At 60.3% G+C, this 13,659-nt stretch carries 14 protein-coding genes, 2 tRNA genes and 1 pseudogene; 13 read left to right on the top strand and 4 right to left on the bottom strand.

Going from position 1 to position 13,659, the window contains the following annotated elements; translation table 11 throughout:
• Positions 1-8: 8 nt before the first annotated feature.
• The 3 genes from BFC21_RS14320 to BFC21_RS14310 all read left to right on the top strand — a co-directional run bounded on the left by BFC21_RS14320 (position 9) and on the right by BFC21_RS14310 (position 2,084).
• Positions 9-1,409 (top strand): FAD-binding oxidoreductase, encoded by a 1,401-nt coding sequence (locus tag BFC21_RS14320; protein WP_088378163.1) that lies wholly within the window; start codon positions 9-11, stop codon positions 1,407-1,409.
• A gap of 98 nt (positions 1,410-1,507) precedes the next feature.
• Positions 1,508-1,583: transfer RNA gene (locus BFC21_RS14315), tRNA-Phe, on the top strand.
• 156 nt (positions 1,584-1,739) lie between these two features.
• Positions 1,740-2,084: a cupin gene (locus BFC21_RS14310; RefSeq protein ID WP_120266726.1), complete on the top strand. Its 345-nt coding sequence runs from the start codon at positions 1,740-1,742 to the stop codon at positions 2,082-2,084.
• 91 nt (positions 2,085-2,175) lie between these two features.
• Here BFC21_RS14310 and BFC21_RS14305 read toward each other — a convergent pair whose 3' ends face one another.
• The 3 genes and pseudogenes from BFC21_RS14305 to BFC21_RS14295 form a co-directional block, all read right to left on the bottom strand.
• Positions 2,176-2,490, bottom strand: coding sequence for a DNA-binding transcriptional regulator (locus BFC21_RS14305; RefSeq protein ID WP_016781720.1), 315 nt, complete (start codon positions 2,488-2,490; stop codon positions 2,176-2,178).
• A pseudogene (locus tag BFC21_RS14300) lies at positions 2,487-2,831 on the bottom strand (toxin). The gene BFC21_RS14305 and the pseudogene BFC21_RS14300 overlap by 4 nt, the downstream one beginning before the upstream one ends.
• Before the next feature lie 325 nt (positions 2,832-3,156).
• Positions 3,157-3,233: transfer RNA gene (locus tag BFC21_RS14295), tRNA-Met, on the bottom strand.
• Positions 3,234-3,405: 172 nt separating this feature from the next.
• Between BFC21_RS14295 and BFC21_RS14290 the strand changes: the two genes are divergently transcribed.
• The gene (locus BFC21_RS14290) at positions 3,406-4,623 is read left to right on the top strand and encodes an MFS transporter (protein WP_088378161.1); all 1,218 of its coding nucleotides are present in this window, start codon (positions 3,406-3,408) and stop codon (positions 4,621-4,623) included.
• An 80-nt stretch (positions 4,624-4,703) separates the two neighbouring features.
• On the opposite strand, the gene BFC21_RS14285 is transcribed toward BFC21_RS14290, so the two are convergent.
• The gene (locus tag BFC21_RS14285) at positions 4,704-5,228 is read right to left on the bottom strand and encodes an RNA polymerase sigma factor (protein ID WP_088378160.1); all 525 of its coding nucleotides are present in this window, start codon (positions 5,226-5,228) and stop codon (positions 4,704-4,706) included.
• A 263-nt stretch (positions 5,229-5,491) separates the two neighbouring features.
• Here BFC21_RS14285 and sctW point away from each other — a divergent pair, with 263 nt between their 5' ends.
• Genes sctW through sctS form a run of 9 tightly spaced genes read left to right on the top strand, consistent with a single transcriptional unit; the run spans position 5,492 to position 13,653 of the window.
• On the top strand, positions 5,492-6,589 hold the full coding sequence (gene sctW, locus BFC21_RS14280; RefSeq protein ID WP_244904351.1) for a type III secretion system gatekeeper subunit SctW: 1,098 nt from the start codon (positions 5,492-5,494) through the stop codon (positions 6,587-6,589).
• Entirely contained in the window at positions 6,586-8,679 is a 2,094-nt protein-coding gene (gene sctV / locus BFC21_RS14275; RefSeq protein ID WP_088378159.1) for a type III secretion system export apparatus subunit SctV, read from the top strand. Before sctW ends, sctV begins: the two co-directional genes overlap by 4 nt.
• A complete protein-coding gene (locus BFC21_RS14270) occupies positions 8,676-9,590 on the top strand; it encodes an FHA domain-containing protein (protein ID WP_256557584.1) in 915 nt (304 codons plus the stop codon). Before sctV ends, BFC21_RS14270 begins: the two co-directional genes overlap by 4 nt.
• The gene (locus BFC21_RS14265) at positions 9,587-10,945 is read left to right on the top strand and encodes a FliI/YscN family ATPase (RefSeq protein WP_120266279.1); all 1,359 of its coding nucleotides are present in this window, start codon (positions 9,587-9,589) and stop codon (positions 10,943-10,945) included. Before BFC21_RS14270 ends, BFC21_RS14265 begins: the two co-directional genes overlap by 4 nt.
• Positions 10,932-11,387 (top strand): hypothetical protein, encoded by a 456-nt coding sequence (locus tag BFC21_RS14260; RefSeq protein ID WP_120266278.1) that lies wholly within the window; start codon positions 10,932-10,934, stop codon positions 11,385-11,387. Before BFC21_RS14265 ends, BFC21_RS14260 begins: the two co-directional genes overlap by 14 nt.
• A gap of 5 nt (positions 11,388-11,392) precedes the next feature.
• Entirely contained in the window at positions 11,393-11,746 is a 354-nt protein-coding gene (locus tag BFC21_RS14255) for a type III secretion system HrpP C-terminal domain-containing protein (protein WP_088378156.1), read from the top strand.
• Positions 11,746-12,735, top strand: a complete 990-nt coding sequence (locus BFC21_RS14250) for a FliM/FliN family flagellar motor switch protein (RefSeq protein WP_088378155.1) — start codon at positions 11,746-11,748, stop codon at positions 12,733-12,735. The genes BFC21_RS14255 and BFC21_RS14250 overlap by 1 nt, the downstream gene beginning before the upstream one ends.
• On the top strand, positions 12,732-13,385 hold the full coding sequence (gene sctR, locus BFC21_RS14245) for a type III secretion system export apparatus subunit SctR (RefSeq protein WP_088378154.1): 654 nt from the start codon (positions 12,732-12,734) through the stop codon (positions 13,383-13,385). Before BFC21_RS14250 ends, sctR begins: the two co-directional genes overlap by 4 nt.
• 7 nt (positions 13,386-13,392) lie before the next feature.
• Positions 13,393-13,653 carry a type III secretion system export apparatus subunit SctS gene (sctS, locus tag BFC21_RS14240; RefSeq protein ID WP_095004730.1) on the top strand — a complete coding sequence of 87 codons (261 nt, stop codon included), beginning with the start codon at positions 13,393-13,395 and terminating at the stop codon, positions 13,651-13,653.
• Positions 13,654-13,659 lie beyond the last annotated feature (6 nt).

The following is a 13,659-nucleotide window of genomic DNA, read 5'->3' as shown; positions in this document are numbered from 1 at the left end:
ACGTTTTCATGGCCTCTAACCCAGCGTTTCAAGCGTATTCCATGCCCACCCTGCTCGATGACCTGCGCGAGCTGCTCGGTGAGCGCCTGAGCACTAGCCGTGTCGAGTGCGAGCAACACGGCCGAGGTGAGTCATACCACCCGAGCCTGCCGCCGGACGCGGTGTGTTATGCCGAATCCACGGCCGAGGTCGCGGCCATCGTCAAGCTCTGCGCAGCCCAGCGAGTGCCGATCATTGCCTTCGGTGGCGGCACTTCGCTGGAAGGGCATGTGGGCGCCACCCGCGGCGGTATCTGCATCGACCTGAGCCGTATGCAGCGCATCATCGCCGTGCGCCCGGATGACCTGGATGTCACGGTGGAGGCCGGGGTTACCCGCATGCAGCTGAATGCCGAACTGCGCACCACCGGGCTGTTCTTTCCGGTCGACCCGGGGGGTGAAAGTACCCTGGGAGGCATGGCGGCAACCCGCGCCTCAGGAACCAACGCAGTGCGTTACGGGACCATGCGTGAAAACGTATTGAACCTGACTGTGGTGCTGGCTGACGGTCAGGTGATCAAGACCGGCGGGCGGGCGCGAAAATCTTCCGCAGGCTATGACCTCACGCGCCTGTTTGTCGGCTCGGAAGGCACCCTGGGGATCATCACCGAAGTCACCCTGCGCCTGTACGGTATACCGGAAACCACCTGCGCGGCGGTGTGTACCTTCCCGACGATTGCGGCGGCGGTGAGCTCGGTGGTGTCGATCATTCAGTACGGCATTCCCGTGTCGCGGGTCGAGTTACTCGATGCGCGCACGGTGCAGGCGGTCAACCGTTTCTCGCACATGGGCCTGGTTGAAACGCCGACGCTGTTTTTCGAATTCGCCGGTTCCCCGGCCAGTGTGGCCGAGCAGGTTGAACTGACCCGGGACATCGTTGAAAGCAATGCTGCATTGGGTTTTCAGGCGGCTGAGGATGCCGATGCGCGCAATGCCTTGTGGCGTGCCCGGCACAGTGTTCACTATGCAATGCAGGCCATGCGCCCGAATGGGCGGATCTGGAGTACGGATGTCTGCGTACCCATTTCAGCGCTGACCCAATGCATTGCCGAAACCGCAGAAGATGTGGCCAGGGTTTCATTTTTCGTGGGCATGGTCGGGCATGTGGGCGATGGCAACTTTCATTTGGGGCTGGTGGTCGACCCGGATAACGCAGCAGAGATGGCCGAGGCTGAAGCGCTCAATGAGCGGGTGGTCGAGCGCGCCATTGCCCTGGAGGGCACTTGCACCGGCGAGCATGGGATTGGCTCGGGAAAGATAAAGTTCATGCCCCTGGAGCATGGTGCGGCGCTGGGGGTGATGCACCTGGTCAAGCAGGCGCTCGACCCTCTAGGGCTGATGAACCCGGGCAAAATCCTGCCCCAAGGGTGATGTCGGGCCTGGGCGGGGACGTAAGCGCAGGTAATCATTGGTCTTTTTTTATTTCGTGCTTGACGCCCCGGCGGTAAAACACGTTTAATTGCTGCCTTGCCCAGATAGCTCAGTCGGTAGAGCAGGGGATTGAAAATCCCCGTGTCGGCGGTTCGATTCCGTCTCTGGGCACCACAACACCAAAACCCCTGATGCCTCATGGCGTCGGGGGTTTTTTGTTTTCGGGTGGAACAGGTCTGTTCTGCCTATCCCTTTGTCGCCTCGTCACTCGTTACGCCTTTGAGGGTGTTTACTTCCAATAAGGCTTTGTCTTTTGAAGAGGTGGGCGCGATGAGCAATGAACAGGCAGTGCCCGAGACGAAAGGCGTTACGGTTACGTTGCTGGCCACCATCGACCTTGGCCCCGAGATCGAGGGAATGGCAGGGCGCCAGCTTCGCATGCGCAGGGTGACGATTGAGCCGGGGGGTGTTTTCGGGCCGGTTCATAACCCTATAGACAGGCCCGGTACCGTCTACATTTTGCACGGAGTCATCACTGACCATCGAAATGGTATTGCCACGGAGTATGGTCCGGGAGCGGGCTGGCCTGAAGACAGGCACACCACGCACTGGCTGGAAAACAGGGGCGTGATTGAGGCGGTGGAGATATCGGTGGACATTGTCAGGTTGGGATAAGCGCCCTTGCGCGTGGTGTCGCGCTTGCCAGCAGCAGGCTCGCGCCCACAGAGTCATCGCTGCGCTGTTTTAGCGACAGGGCGTGATCGGCTCAAACTGCGTTGAGTCGATCAACCATATCCGGGAAGCGTTCAACCAATTTGATCAGCAGCGCCGCCTGGGCGTTTGGCTTCGATTTTGATTGCTCCCAGTTTTTCAGGGTATCCGGGCTGGTTCTGATCTGCCGGGCAAACACTGGCTGGGACATATGCAGTTTTTTGCGGATGGAAACGATTTCGGCAGCAGTTACTTCAGGAGCTGGTAACGCCTCCATTTCGTACTGGCGAAGGGTGATCTTTCCTTCACGCTGCTCGCCCATCTCGTTTACGCCTTGCATTAGTTCGGCAAACAGATCGCGCTTTTTCATTTCCCACCTCGTTGTTTCAATTCTGCGCCGATGGCTGTTTTTAGCGCTTTCTCCTGATCGGCGGTCAGGTTCTCCAGCTCATCTTTGTCGTAGATTGCAAACATCCAAAACTGACCATCATCCAACAGCCAGTACTAGATCACTCTCAACCCACCTCTCTTGCCTTTCCCTCTGCGGGTATCTTGCCAGCGTAGCTTTCTGAATCCTCCTGTGCGCGGCATCACATCGCCCGCAAGCGGGTTCGCCTGCATTTCTACCTGAAGCTGCCGATATTCATCGTCGTTAAGGTAGTCGCCTACCGTGGCGGTGAAGCTTGTAGTTTCAAAGAAAACTGTTCTCATTGATTTAAAGTGTACGCAACTTGCCTATAGGTTGGCAAATTATGGCAGGTTGTACTGATTCAGTTGGGGAGTCGGGGAGACCGATGTGTCACAAGGTATTGATCCAACAAAGGTGCGCGCCTAGAGATCAGCAACATGTCTGCAGGACTATCTGAGGTATTGGTTTTCCCTTTGTAGCTTTTTTGGCCAGGGATACACAGGAGGGGATACACGCAGGGAAGGTATAGGGGGAGACAAGGAGAAACCCCCAGACACAAGAAGGCCCGCACTAGGCGGGCTTCTTGTACTGTCTGCAGACTCATGGAGACTTCTGTAAACAAGCGTTTGGTGGCTACACAGGGACTTGAACCCCGGACCCCAGCATTATGAATGCTATGCTCTAACCAACTGAGCTATGTAGCCGATGGCGCGCATTATTCCCTCGTACGGGGGGTGTGTCAAGCAAATATCTAAAAAAAATCTTCGTTCTATCAATTGCTTAAGGTTTTACGGCGTTTGAATGGCAATATCTTGCAAAAGAATGGCACATTGACCCACCTGCAAGCGCGCATTCACCAGTCGTACGGAAACCCCAATGGCTCTTAGCAACGCACAAACAACTACAACAGCGTCCTCTCCTGCCCCACAGACCAGCCCCTTAGTCATGCGTATTATCGGCGCCGTGGCCCTGGCGCATCTGATCAATGATCTGATCCAGGCTGTACTGCCGTCGATCTATCCGATGCTCAAGGCCAAATATGACCTGACCTTTACTCAGATCGGGCTGATTACCCTGACGTTTCAGATGACCGCTTCTCTATTGCAGCCGTGGGTGGGTTACTACACCGACCGTCATCCCAACCCGCTTTTGTTGCCAGCCGGGATGGTTTGCACCCTGATCGGGATTTTGATGTTGTCTCAGGTCGGCAGTTTTGAACTGATTTTGCTGGCCGCCGCCCTGGTGGGTATCGGCTCTTCTACGTTTCACCCCGAAGCTTCCCGTGTCGCAAGGCTGGCTTCAGGCGGGCGCTACGGGCTGGCGCAGTCGACCTTTCAGGTCGGTGGCAATGCCGGCTCGGCCTTTGGGCCGTTGCTGGCTGCGGCAATCATCATTCCCTTTGGTCAGGGTAACGTGGCCTGGTTCGGCCTGTTTGCGCTGTTCGCCGTCGGGCTGCTGTATGTCATCAGCCGCTGGTACCGCAACCATTTGAATCTGTTCAAGCTCAAGGCCGGACAACAGGCGACTCATGGGTTGTCGAAGCAGCGGGTGCTCGGTGCCCTGGTGGTGCTCGGCTTGCTGGTGTTCTCCAAGTACTTCTACATGGCGAGCCTGACCAGCTACTACACCTTCTTCCTGATCGAAAAGTTCGACGTGTCAGTGGCCACCTCGCAGTTGTACCTGTTCCTGTTTTTGGGGGCTGTTGCGGCGGGCACGTTCTTTGGCGGCCCCATCGGTGACCGGATCGGCCGCAAGGCGGTGATCTGGTTTTCAATTCTCGGGGTGGCGCCGTTTACCTTGCTACTGCCTTATGCCGACCTGTTCTGGACCAGTGTGCTCAGTGTGGTTATCGGTTTTATCCTGGCTTCGGCATTCTCGGCCATCGTGGTGTATGCCCAGGAGCTGGTGCCGGGCAATGTGGGGATGATTGCCGGTATTTTCTTTGGTCTGATGTTTGGTTTTGGCGGGATTGGTGCTGCCTTGCTCGGGCATCTGGCGGACATTCATGGCATCGAGTATGTGTACACCCTGTGTTCATACCTGCCGTTGTTCGGAGTGTTGGCGATTTTGCTGCCGCGAACGAAAAAAGCCTGAATCGTCAGTGGGGGCCACTCCCTGGCCTTGTTGCAGGCGTACCCTCACGCATGGCGCTTGGCGAGCATCCGTGCAGGGTACTAGCCGTGGGTCGCCAGCTTCAGTTGTTCGCGCGCTCGTGAGATGCGTGAGCGAACGGTTCCTATGGGAATTTCCAGAACGCTGGCCGTGTCGCGATAACTACCGCCGCTGTGCACGGAGGCATACAACGTGTCGCGCATTTCGCTGGGCAGCCGGTTGATGGCTACGAGCGTGCGTTCAAGCCGGCGATGGGTCTCGAACTGGCCGTACAGGTCGCGGCTGCAGTCCTGCTCATGGCACAGCATCTCGTCGAACTCGCAATGCACCGGCCGAGCGTACAAGCGACGAAAATGATTGCGAATCAGGTTCTGGGCAATGCCGCACATCCATGTGCTGAGGGTTGCCTGGCCGTTGAAGCGTGTTTGGCTGCGCCACGCCTCCAGGCAGGTCAACTGGAAAATATCCTCTGCATCTTCAGGGTTCAGCACGCGCTTGTGGATAAACGCTTTGAGCTTTTTTTGCAGGTCAGCCGACAAGTCCAGGCTGTCGGGGGCAGGGGGGGAAGCATCATCAAGGTGAGCCATTGTTTGTCCTCAGAGTAGGTGCGATCGAAATGATTTCGAGCACACCCTCCTAAGCATCGCCTGTGCCAATCTTTTGATTTAATTCAAGCTATTGATTTATAAGTATTTTTATTGTTTTTAGATGCCGCTTCCGTGCCGGATCTTGCGCAGCAGGCCTTGAGCTTGCGCCAGTTTTTTCACAAGCATTTCAATGCCGTTGCCAGGGAACCATTTGCCTGTGGTCAGCCACACAGGTCATCGAAACCTCCTGACTGGGCACTGCCATGAAAGTTGACGGGCGAAACGACACCGCGCAGATCCTGCTCTCCTCCAGGGGCGTTGGGGGGGCGACAGCGCAGTCATCAGCGCAAAGTGCTGCCGAAGAAGTCGGCATGCTGTTCAGCCAGAAAACCGAGGGCAGCAGCAAGGCGTTGGCTCAACGCGAACTGCGCACGGTGGATACCCGGGTGCAAAGGGTTCAGGGGATCCAGCAGTTGAACGCGCTCTATGAGCAACTGGGGCATCCCGCTCAACTCAGCCTGGGGCTGCTGGCCCGGCAGGTTCGTCAGGAGCTGGCGGCCAATGCGGGGGTTGAGACCTTGCTGGGGCTGACCGGCGACGACCCGGCCCGTACCAGCGTTGTCTTGCACTATGTGACCGCCCAGGCCCGGGCTCAAGGGCGTGAACGCGACACCGTACTGGCGCAGACTGTGCAGGAGCAGCTGCATGCCCGTTATGCCCGGCAAATCCAGGCGGGCCTCAATATTGCGCTGGCGCTGAAAACAACCGAAGGCGATGCCGCGCTGCGCCAGGCTGTGCGCACGCTGTACTACACCAGTGTGGTGCTCAAGCAATCTCTGGCGAGCATCACCCAGGCCTTGCTGGAGTTATTCGGGGAGGAGGGTGTGAGTGACGGGGTGCGCATGATGGCGCGTGCCCTGGCGGATGATCTTGCTGCCCACCGCCCTTCGCTGCCGACCATCAAGCTGCGTACCTTGCTGAGCGGGCTTAATGGCTGCACCCAGTTGAGCAGCCTCTTGTACAGTTGCCGGTTGCTCGTCGAGCGAGTGTCATGCGCTGACGAGCAGGCCGGGCTGTCACCTGTCTCCCTGTTGCAGCGCCTGTTGGGGTACGCGAGCACAGGTATCGCTGACGATGAGGTACACAGCCTGAGTCGGGAGCTGGCTGGGCACAGCCTTTCCCGCCAATTGGTTTCGCTCAATCAGCTTTACCCGTTGATTCAGCGGCTCCCGCTGGCAGTCTGGAATGACCCGGCAAGCCGTCAGGACACATTGCAGGCTATTTTGCGCCGGATGGGGGAGCACACCCAGAGTGAAGGCCGGGTCCCGCTGTCGCCCGGGTTGTCGAGACAGATTCGATGAGGCTGGTGCAATGGTTCAACAAGGGCCTTTGCACTGTGGCAAGCCCGGGCGAAGTGCTCGGGGCTGCGGTGGTGCTGGGCATTGTATTTATCTTTATCGTGCCGTTGCCCACCTGGCTGGTGGATGTGCTGATCGCGCTCAATATCTGCATCGCCAGCCTGTTGCTCGTGCTGGCGTTTTATCTGCCCAGCCCTTTGGCATTTTCTTCGTTTCCGGCACTGTTGCTGCTGACCACGATGTTTCGTCTGGCGTTGTCGATTGCCACTACCCGCCTGATCCTGCTGGAGCAGGATGCGGGGGATATTGTCGAGGCCTTTGGCAACTTTGTGGTGGGGGGCAATCTGGCGGTGGGGCTGGTGGTGTTTCTGATCATCACCATCGTCAATTTTCTGGTGATTACCAAGGGCTCGGAGCGGGTCGCCGAAGTGGCGGCGCGCTTTAGCCTGGATGCGCTGCCGGGCAAGCAGATGTCTATCGACAGTGACCTGCGCGGTGGCTTGATCGATGGTGCGCAGGCCCGGCACAAGCGTGATCAGTTGTCCCGGGAAAGCCAGCTGTTCGGGGCGATGGACGGCGCCATGAAGTTTGTCAAAGGCGACGCCATCGCCGGCCTGGTGATAGTGGCGATCAATATTCTGGGCGGTTTTTCCACGGGCATGTTGCAGCAGGGGATGAGTGCTGGCGAGGCCATAACGCTGTATTCGGTATTGACCATTGGCGATGGTCTGATCGCGCAAATTCCGGCGCTGTTGATTGCCTTGACTGCGGGGATGATCATCACCCGTGTCGCCCCCGACGACCAGTCGCCAAGCAGCCATATCGGCGCGCAGATCGGCCAGCAAATAACCCGTGAACCCAGGAGCTGGATGATCGCAGCGGCAGGCATGCTGGCCTTCGCCGCATTGCCGGGAATGCCCGCTGCGGTGTTTGGCGGTATTGCCTTGTGTACCTTTGCGCTAGGGTTCTACCTGTGGTCGCGCAGCCGCAAGGGCGGGGAGGCGGAACCGGTGCAGGCAGCCCAGGTGGCCCCCGAGCACAATGGTGACGAAGACCTCAGGTCCTTTGAGCCGACACGCCCTTACCTGTTGCAGTTCGCCAGTGCCCAGCAACATCTGGAGCGCACCACCCGGCTGGTTCACGGGATTCGTCAGGTGCGCAACAGTATCGTCACGCGCATCGGCCTGACATTGCCCAGCTTTGAAATCGAATACAGCGATGCGTTGCTTGAAGATGAGTTTCGCTTTTGCATTCACGAAGTCCCCATGCTCAAGGCCACCCTGGCTGAGCGTGTGGCCGTGGCCCGGGACAGTGTCATCGAGGCGCCCCCGGATGCGCTCAGAGGCAGCGAGCAGCGCGACGAACTGGGCTGGCTATGGCTGCAACCCGATGACCCGCTGCTGGCCCGGGAAGGTGTCGAGTCGTTCAGCGCCCATACCCTGATTATTGAGCGCATGCGCCAGGCCATGATGATCAGCGGGCCGCAGTTTTTGGGGCTACAGGAGAGCAAGTTGATCCTCGGCTGGCTCGAGCAAAGCCAGCCGGAGCTGGCTCAAGAGCTGCAGCGCATTATGCCGGTCTCTCGATTCTCTGCCGTGCTGCAGCGCCTGGCCAGTGAAGGGGTGCCTTTGCGTGCGGTCCGCCTGATTGTCGAAGTGCTGACCGAACATGGCCAGCACGAACGCGAAGTGACAGCGCTGGCGGACTATGTGCGCATTGCCCTGAAGGCGCAGATCTATCATCTGTACAGTCAGGCTGATGGTCTGCATGCCTGGCTGCTGTCTGCCCATAGCGAAAATATCTTTCGCGAGGCATTGCGCCAAACCCAGTCGGGCGTGTTCTTTGCTCTGGACAATGAGCACAGCGCCCAGCTTGTTGAGTTGCTCAAGGAGGCCTTTGCCCCCCGCCAGCACGACGCCAGCGTACTGCTGGTGGCGCAGGATCTGCGTAGCCCGTTGCGCACCTTGTTGTTCGATGAGTTCAACCATGTGCCGGTGATGTCCTTCTCCGAGTTGATGGGCTCGGCCAAGGTCAGGGTGCTCGGGCGTCTTGATCTGCAATTCGACGGTGTACAGCACGAGGCCGTGTCTTGAGTTCGGGGGCGGTGGTGCCCGATTCGCCGCAGCCCGATGTGCTGTTCGAGTTGCGAGTGTTGAGCGGTTTGCATGAGGGGGCTGCACTGCCTTTGTTTGGTGAGTGCTGGAGCATCGGCGCCCATCAAGACGCTGACCTGGAGTTGTACGACCCGGGCGTTGCAGCCCGACATGCGCGGTTGCACGGCATGGCCGGGCGCTGGACCGTGCAGGCGCAGGAAGGTCTGCTGCAAGATGACGCCGGTACTGTGCGGGCGCAGATTGCCGATCTGGCGCCTGGCAGGGCTTTTGCCATTGGCGGGATTCGCTTGTGTGTGGCTGATACGCAAAGTGCCTGGCTGGATAAGCCGGCAGACGCCGTGGCACAGCCGGGTGCGCCAATACCTGCTGGCAGCAAGAGCAAGTGGCTGGCACCGGGGATTCTGGTGCTCGTACCTATACTGATGGCACTGGCCTGGCAGCCTATGGGCTCGGTACCGGCCCTTGCCCCGCAACCATCGCCAGCCAGCAACAAGCGTCAGCTGGAGACAGCGGCCCAGGTCCATCAGCAATTGCTCAAGATGCTGATCGAGCGTGATCTGGGCAACACTGTGCGCCTGCAAGTAGCCGCTGATCGAATCACTCTGGGCGGTGATGTCGGTCAGGATTCGCTGGCGCTGGTCACGCGGATGCTCGAGCGTTTCGAGGTGCAGTTTGAAACCCCGGTTACGATCGTCAACCAGGTTCAGCAGACCAGCACGGTGCTGCCCTTCAGGATCGTTCAGATCATCGGCGGCCAAAAGGCCCATGTTGTGTTGGCTGACGGGCGCCGCCTGTTTTTCGGTGACGAAGTGCAGGGGTTGCGTCTGACGGCGATCGACAACCGCCGCGTACTGTTTGAAGGCAGGCAGCGCCATGAGGTGAACTGGTGAGCCGCGCCATTGCACAGCGTCTTGAACGCTGGCAGCAAGACCAGTTTGCGCATCTGGCGGGCTTTTGCGCGGTGACCCGTTACGGTCGGGTGCTGCGGATCAATGGTCTGTTGCTGCACTGTCGTCTGCCCCAGGCCCGCATGGGTGATCTGTGTCGGGTTCAGGCGGCGGGCAACACCTGGATACTGGCGGAGATCATCGGCTGTGATCAGCAAGACGCCACGCTCAGTGCGCTGGCGACCCTTGAAGGTATAAGCGCAGGGGCGGCAGTTGAGTCCCTGGCGGCCGTGCATCAGGTTCGTGTCGGCAATGACCTGCTGGGGCAAGTGCTCGACGGCTTTGGTCGGGCGCTTGTCGAGGGGGGCGCGGACGCTTTTGCCAGGGTGCCTTGCGAGGGCGCGCGTGCAGTCGTCTGCGATGCGCCCCTGGCCACGCAGAGGCCGCGCATTGTACGCGCCTTGCCAACCGGGGTACGGGCCATCGACGGACTGTTGACCCTGGGTGAGGGGCAGCGCGCCGGGCTGTTTGCCGGTGCCGGGTGTGGCAAGACCACCCTGCTGGCCGAAATCGCGCGCAACGTGGATTGCGATGTCATTGTCTTTGGCCTGATTGGCGAGCGCGGTCGCGAGCTGCGTGAATTTCTCGACCATGAGCTGGATGCCGGGCTGCGGGCCAAAACCGTGCTGGTGTGCGCGACCTCTGATCGTTCCAGCATGGAGCGTGCGCGGGCAGCCTTTACGGCAACCGCCCTGGCCGAAGGTTTCCGGCGCCAGGGGCAGCGGGTGTTACTGCTGATCGACTCGCTGACCCGCTTTGCCCGCGCGCAGCGGGAAATCGGCCTGGCCGCGGGCGAACCCTTGGGGCGCGGCGGGTTGCCGCCCTCGGTCTACAGCATGCTGCCGCGCCTGGTGGAGCGTGCCGGCCTGACTCAAGAAGGGGCTATCACCGCGATCTATACCGTACTGATCGAGCAGGATTCGATGGGCGATCCGCTTGCCGATGAAGTCCGCTCCTTGCTGGACGGGCACATTGTGTTGTCCCGAAAACTGGCCGAGCGCGGTCATTACCCGGCGATTGATGTGCTGGGCAGCCTGTCGCGGATCCTGGGCAATGTCACAGCACCCCGGCATGTGCAGGACACCACGGCGTTAAGGCGCCTGTTGAGTGCGCATCAGCAGATCGAATTGATGCTCAAGCTGGGTGAGTACCAGCCAGGCAATGATCCCTTGACCGATAGGGCCGTGGACAGCCGCCAGCAGGTTGAGGCCTTTTTGCGTCAGGACTTGCGCAACCCTGCGGCATTTGACGTGACGCTTGAGCAACTGCGTGAGTTGACGGCCCATGTGCCCTTCTGAGAACAGCCCGCAGGCCACCGCCCCCTTGCGGCTTTTGCGCCAGCACCGGGCCGATCGGGCCGATCGGGCCGAACGCGTGTTGCAGCTCAAACGCCGCGAGCAGCAAGCCCTGAGCCTGAGCATCGAACAGACCCGCGCGGCGGTGGAACTGGCCAGGCAACACGAAAGCCGGCAGCAAGCGGCACTGGCCGCGCGGTATCAGGGGCAACTGCTATCGCCCAGGATGTTATCGGGCTGGCACGCGTCACAGCGCCAGCTGGCGGCGCAAACAACGCAGCAGGCCAGTGCCCTGCAGGGGCTGCTGGAACAGCAGCGCCAGGCTGTGCTCGACCTCGAGAGTGCCCGCCAGTACGCGGTTGATTGTTTGCGAAATGTCGAAAAGCTTGAGCAATTGTCGGCGCTGCTGGCTGAGGAGGCGGGGTGGCCGAGTTATCAGGAATAAGCCCGTTGGCATGGCCCAGGCCCCTGGCTGACGCACCTGCGCGTGCAGCCGACAGCAGACTGTTTGCAGACAGCCTGGCAGGCGCGGACATGGGCTTGGCGCAGGCACTGGGTGAGGCGCTGATGCCGCGGATAGCCGGGCGTGGGCCGTGGCCAGTGCAGTTTGTGCTGCACCTGGCGCATCGCGGGCAAGTCAATGTCAGCGCCGGTTATGCCGCTCAAGGCTGGCACATCACATTGGGGGCGCAGCAAGCCGGTACCCGGCAATGGCTCGCCCGGCAGCGACAAGCGTGCCAGCGACGACTGGGCCGGGCATTGGGGCAGCCGGTCAGCCTCCAGTTAATGGCGCAGTACCTGTGATGAGCCTGGCCCCGATCAGTTGGCCGCGGCTGGACGCAACCACGGTGGCGGCCAGCCGACGCCTGGGCCGTGGCCTGCGCTATGCGTTCCAGGTTGCAGGCGAGTGCGGTGAGCTTTTGCTCGAACCGGGGCGTGCGCCAGAGGGCGGGGCGGCCCTGTCGTTCGAGAGCCGTTGCGGGGTGATTACCCTGAGCGAGGCCGGCCCCTTGCTTAGCCTGTTCGGCGAATGCCCGGTGGTGCTGGCCGATACCGGCAATGACCCGCAGTCATGGTTTTGGGCATATTTCGAGCAGCGCATGAGTGCGCAATTGACGGCGCTTTTTGGTTATTTGCGGCCCTTGGCCGAGCGGCAGGCGGGGGCATTTGAGTGCTGTCTCAGCGTGATGCTGGGCCCCTCGCGAACGATCGGCCGACTGATGATTTCGCCACACAGCCTGTTGGCGCTGTGCGAGGCGGGGCCGTGGCAGGCAGTCAAGGCGCCGTTGCCGGATGACTTTGCAGTGCCAGCACCCGTCGTGCTCGGCTGCCTCAGGTTGACGCTTGAACAGCTGCGCACCCTGCGCCCCGGCGATGTACTGGTGCCGGAGCGTGCGCTGTTCAACGCCGCCGGCGAGGGGCAATTGCGGCTGGGGCGGTGGCGGATCGCATCGCAGATTGATGATGACGGCGGGCACCGGTGCCTGACCATTTGTGCTGTCGAGGAGTTGGTTGTGGACGAAGTGATGTTTGCCGGTACGGGTGTTGAACTGCAAATCGGTGATGAACCGTTTGAAACCTTGCAGGTGGAACTGAGCGTGCGCTGTGGCGCCCTCAGGGTGAGCCTGGGTGAGCTACGCCGGTTGGCCCCCGGCATGGTGTTGAGCCTCGAAGGTTATGACCCGGGCATGGCCGGGTTGTATTACGGCGACCGCGCGATCGGTCACGGGCAGTTGGTGGAGGTCGAGGGCCGCCTTGGCCTGCAACTGTCGCGCATCAGCTTTTCGCAATGACCGTTCAAGGGGTCGATCCTTTTCTGCTGGCGCTGTTTCTGGGCGCCTTGTCACTGCTGCCCATGCTGATGGTGGTGTGTACCGCGTTCCTGAAAATCTGCATCGTGCTGATGATCACCCGCAACGCCATCGGCGTGCAGCAGGTGCCGCCGAGCATGGCCCTCTACGGTATTGCCCTGGCGGCGACGCTGTTTGTCATGGCGCCGGTGGGCTATGACACCGCGCAAATCCTCAAGCAGACGCCGCTGGACATGAGCAGCGTGCAAGCCTTGCAGGGCAGCGGGCTGCAGGCAATAAGGCCGTTGCAGGGCTTTATGCTGCGCAACACCGACCCGGATGTGTTGACCCATCTGCAGGAAAGCACCGTACGCCTGTGGCCCGCCGACATGGCCCGACAGGTCAGTCGCGATGACCTGATACTGCTGGTCCCCGCCTTTGTTCTTTCGCAGTTGCAGGCAGGGTTCGAGATCGGTTTTCTGATCTATATCCCGTTTATCGTGATCGACCTGATCGTCTCGAACCTGCTGTTGGCCCTGGGCATGCAAATGGTCTCGCCGATGACCATTTCCCTGCCGCTCAAGTTGCTGCTGTTTGTGCTGGTTTCGGGTTGGACGCGCCTGCTGGACAGCCTGTTTTTGTCCTTTCTGTGAGGCGCCAATGGACCCGGTACTGTTATTCAAGCAAGGCATGTTGCTGGTGGTGGTGCTGTCTGCACCGCCGCTGATCGTGGCCGTTGTGGTGGGGGTGTTGACCTCGCTGGTGCAGGCGCTGATGCAGGTCCAGGACCAGACACTGCCGTTCGGCATCAAGCTGGTCGCGGTGGGCGTCACACTGGCCCTGACGGGGCGCTGGATCGGGGTGGAGTTGATTCAGTTGGTCAACCTCACCTTCGACATGGCCGCCCGCTCGGCGTCGTAAAAGGAA

Source organism: Pseudomonas sp. TMW 2.1634 (assembly GCF_001703595.1).
Classification (GTDB): domain Bacteria; phylum Pseudomonadota; class Gammaproteobacteria; order Pseudomonadales; family Pseudomonadaceae; genus Aquipseudomonas; species Aquipseudomonas fragi.
This window is presented reverse-complemented; position numbering and strand designations above follow the sequence as displayed.

Coding starts and splice junctions, on each gene's coding strand:
- BFC21_RS14320 (WP_088378163.1), top strand. CDS start 9: ATGGCCTCTAACCCAGCGTTTCAAGCGTATTCCATGCCCACCCTGCTC.
- BFC21_RS14310 (WP_120266726.1), top strand. CDS start 1,740: ATGAGCAATGAACAGGCAGTGCCCGAGACGAAAGGCGTTACGGTTACG.
- BFC21_RS14305 (WP_016781720.1), bottom strand. CDS start 2,490: ATGAAAAAGCGCGATCTGTTTGCCGAACTAATGCAAGGCGTAAACGAG.
- BFC21_RS14290 (WP_088378161.1), top strand. CDS start 3,406: ATGGCTCTTAGCAACGCACAAACAACTACAACAGCGTCCTCTCCTGCC.
- BFC21_RS14285 (WP_088378160.1), bottom strand. CDS start 5,228: ATGGCTCACCTTGATGATGCTTCCCCCCCTGCCCCCGACAGCCTGGAC.
- sctW (WP_244904351.1), top strand. CDS start 5,492: ATGAAAGTTGACGGGCGAAACGACACCGCGCAGATCCTGCTCTCCTCC.
- sctV (WP_088378159.1), top strand. CDS start 6,586: ATGAGGCTGGTGCAATGGTTCAACAAGGGCCTTTGCACTGTGGCAAGC.
- BFC21_RS14260 (WP_120266278.1), top strand. CDS start 10,932: ATGTGCCCTTCTGAGAACAGCCCGCAGGCCACCGCCCCCTTGCGGCTT.
- BFC21_RS14250 (WP_088378155.1), top strand. CDS start 11,746: ATGAGCCTGGCCCCGATCAGTTGGCCGCGGCTGGACGCAACCACGGTG.
- sctR (WP_088378154.1), top strand. CDS start 12,732: ATGACCGTTCAAGGGGTCGATCCTTTTCTGCTGGCGCTGTTTCTGGGC.
- sctS (WP_095004730.1), top strand. CDS start 13,393: ATGGACCCGGTACTGTTATTCAAGCAAGGCATGTTGCTGGTGGTGGTG.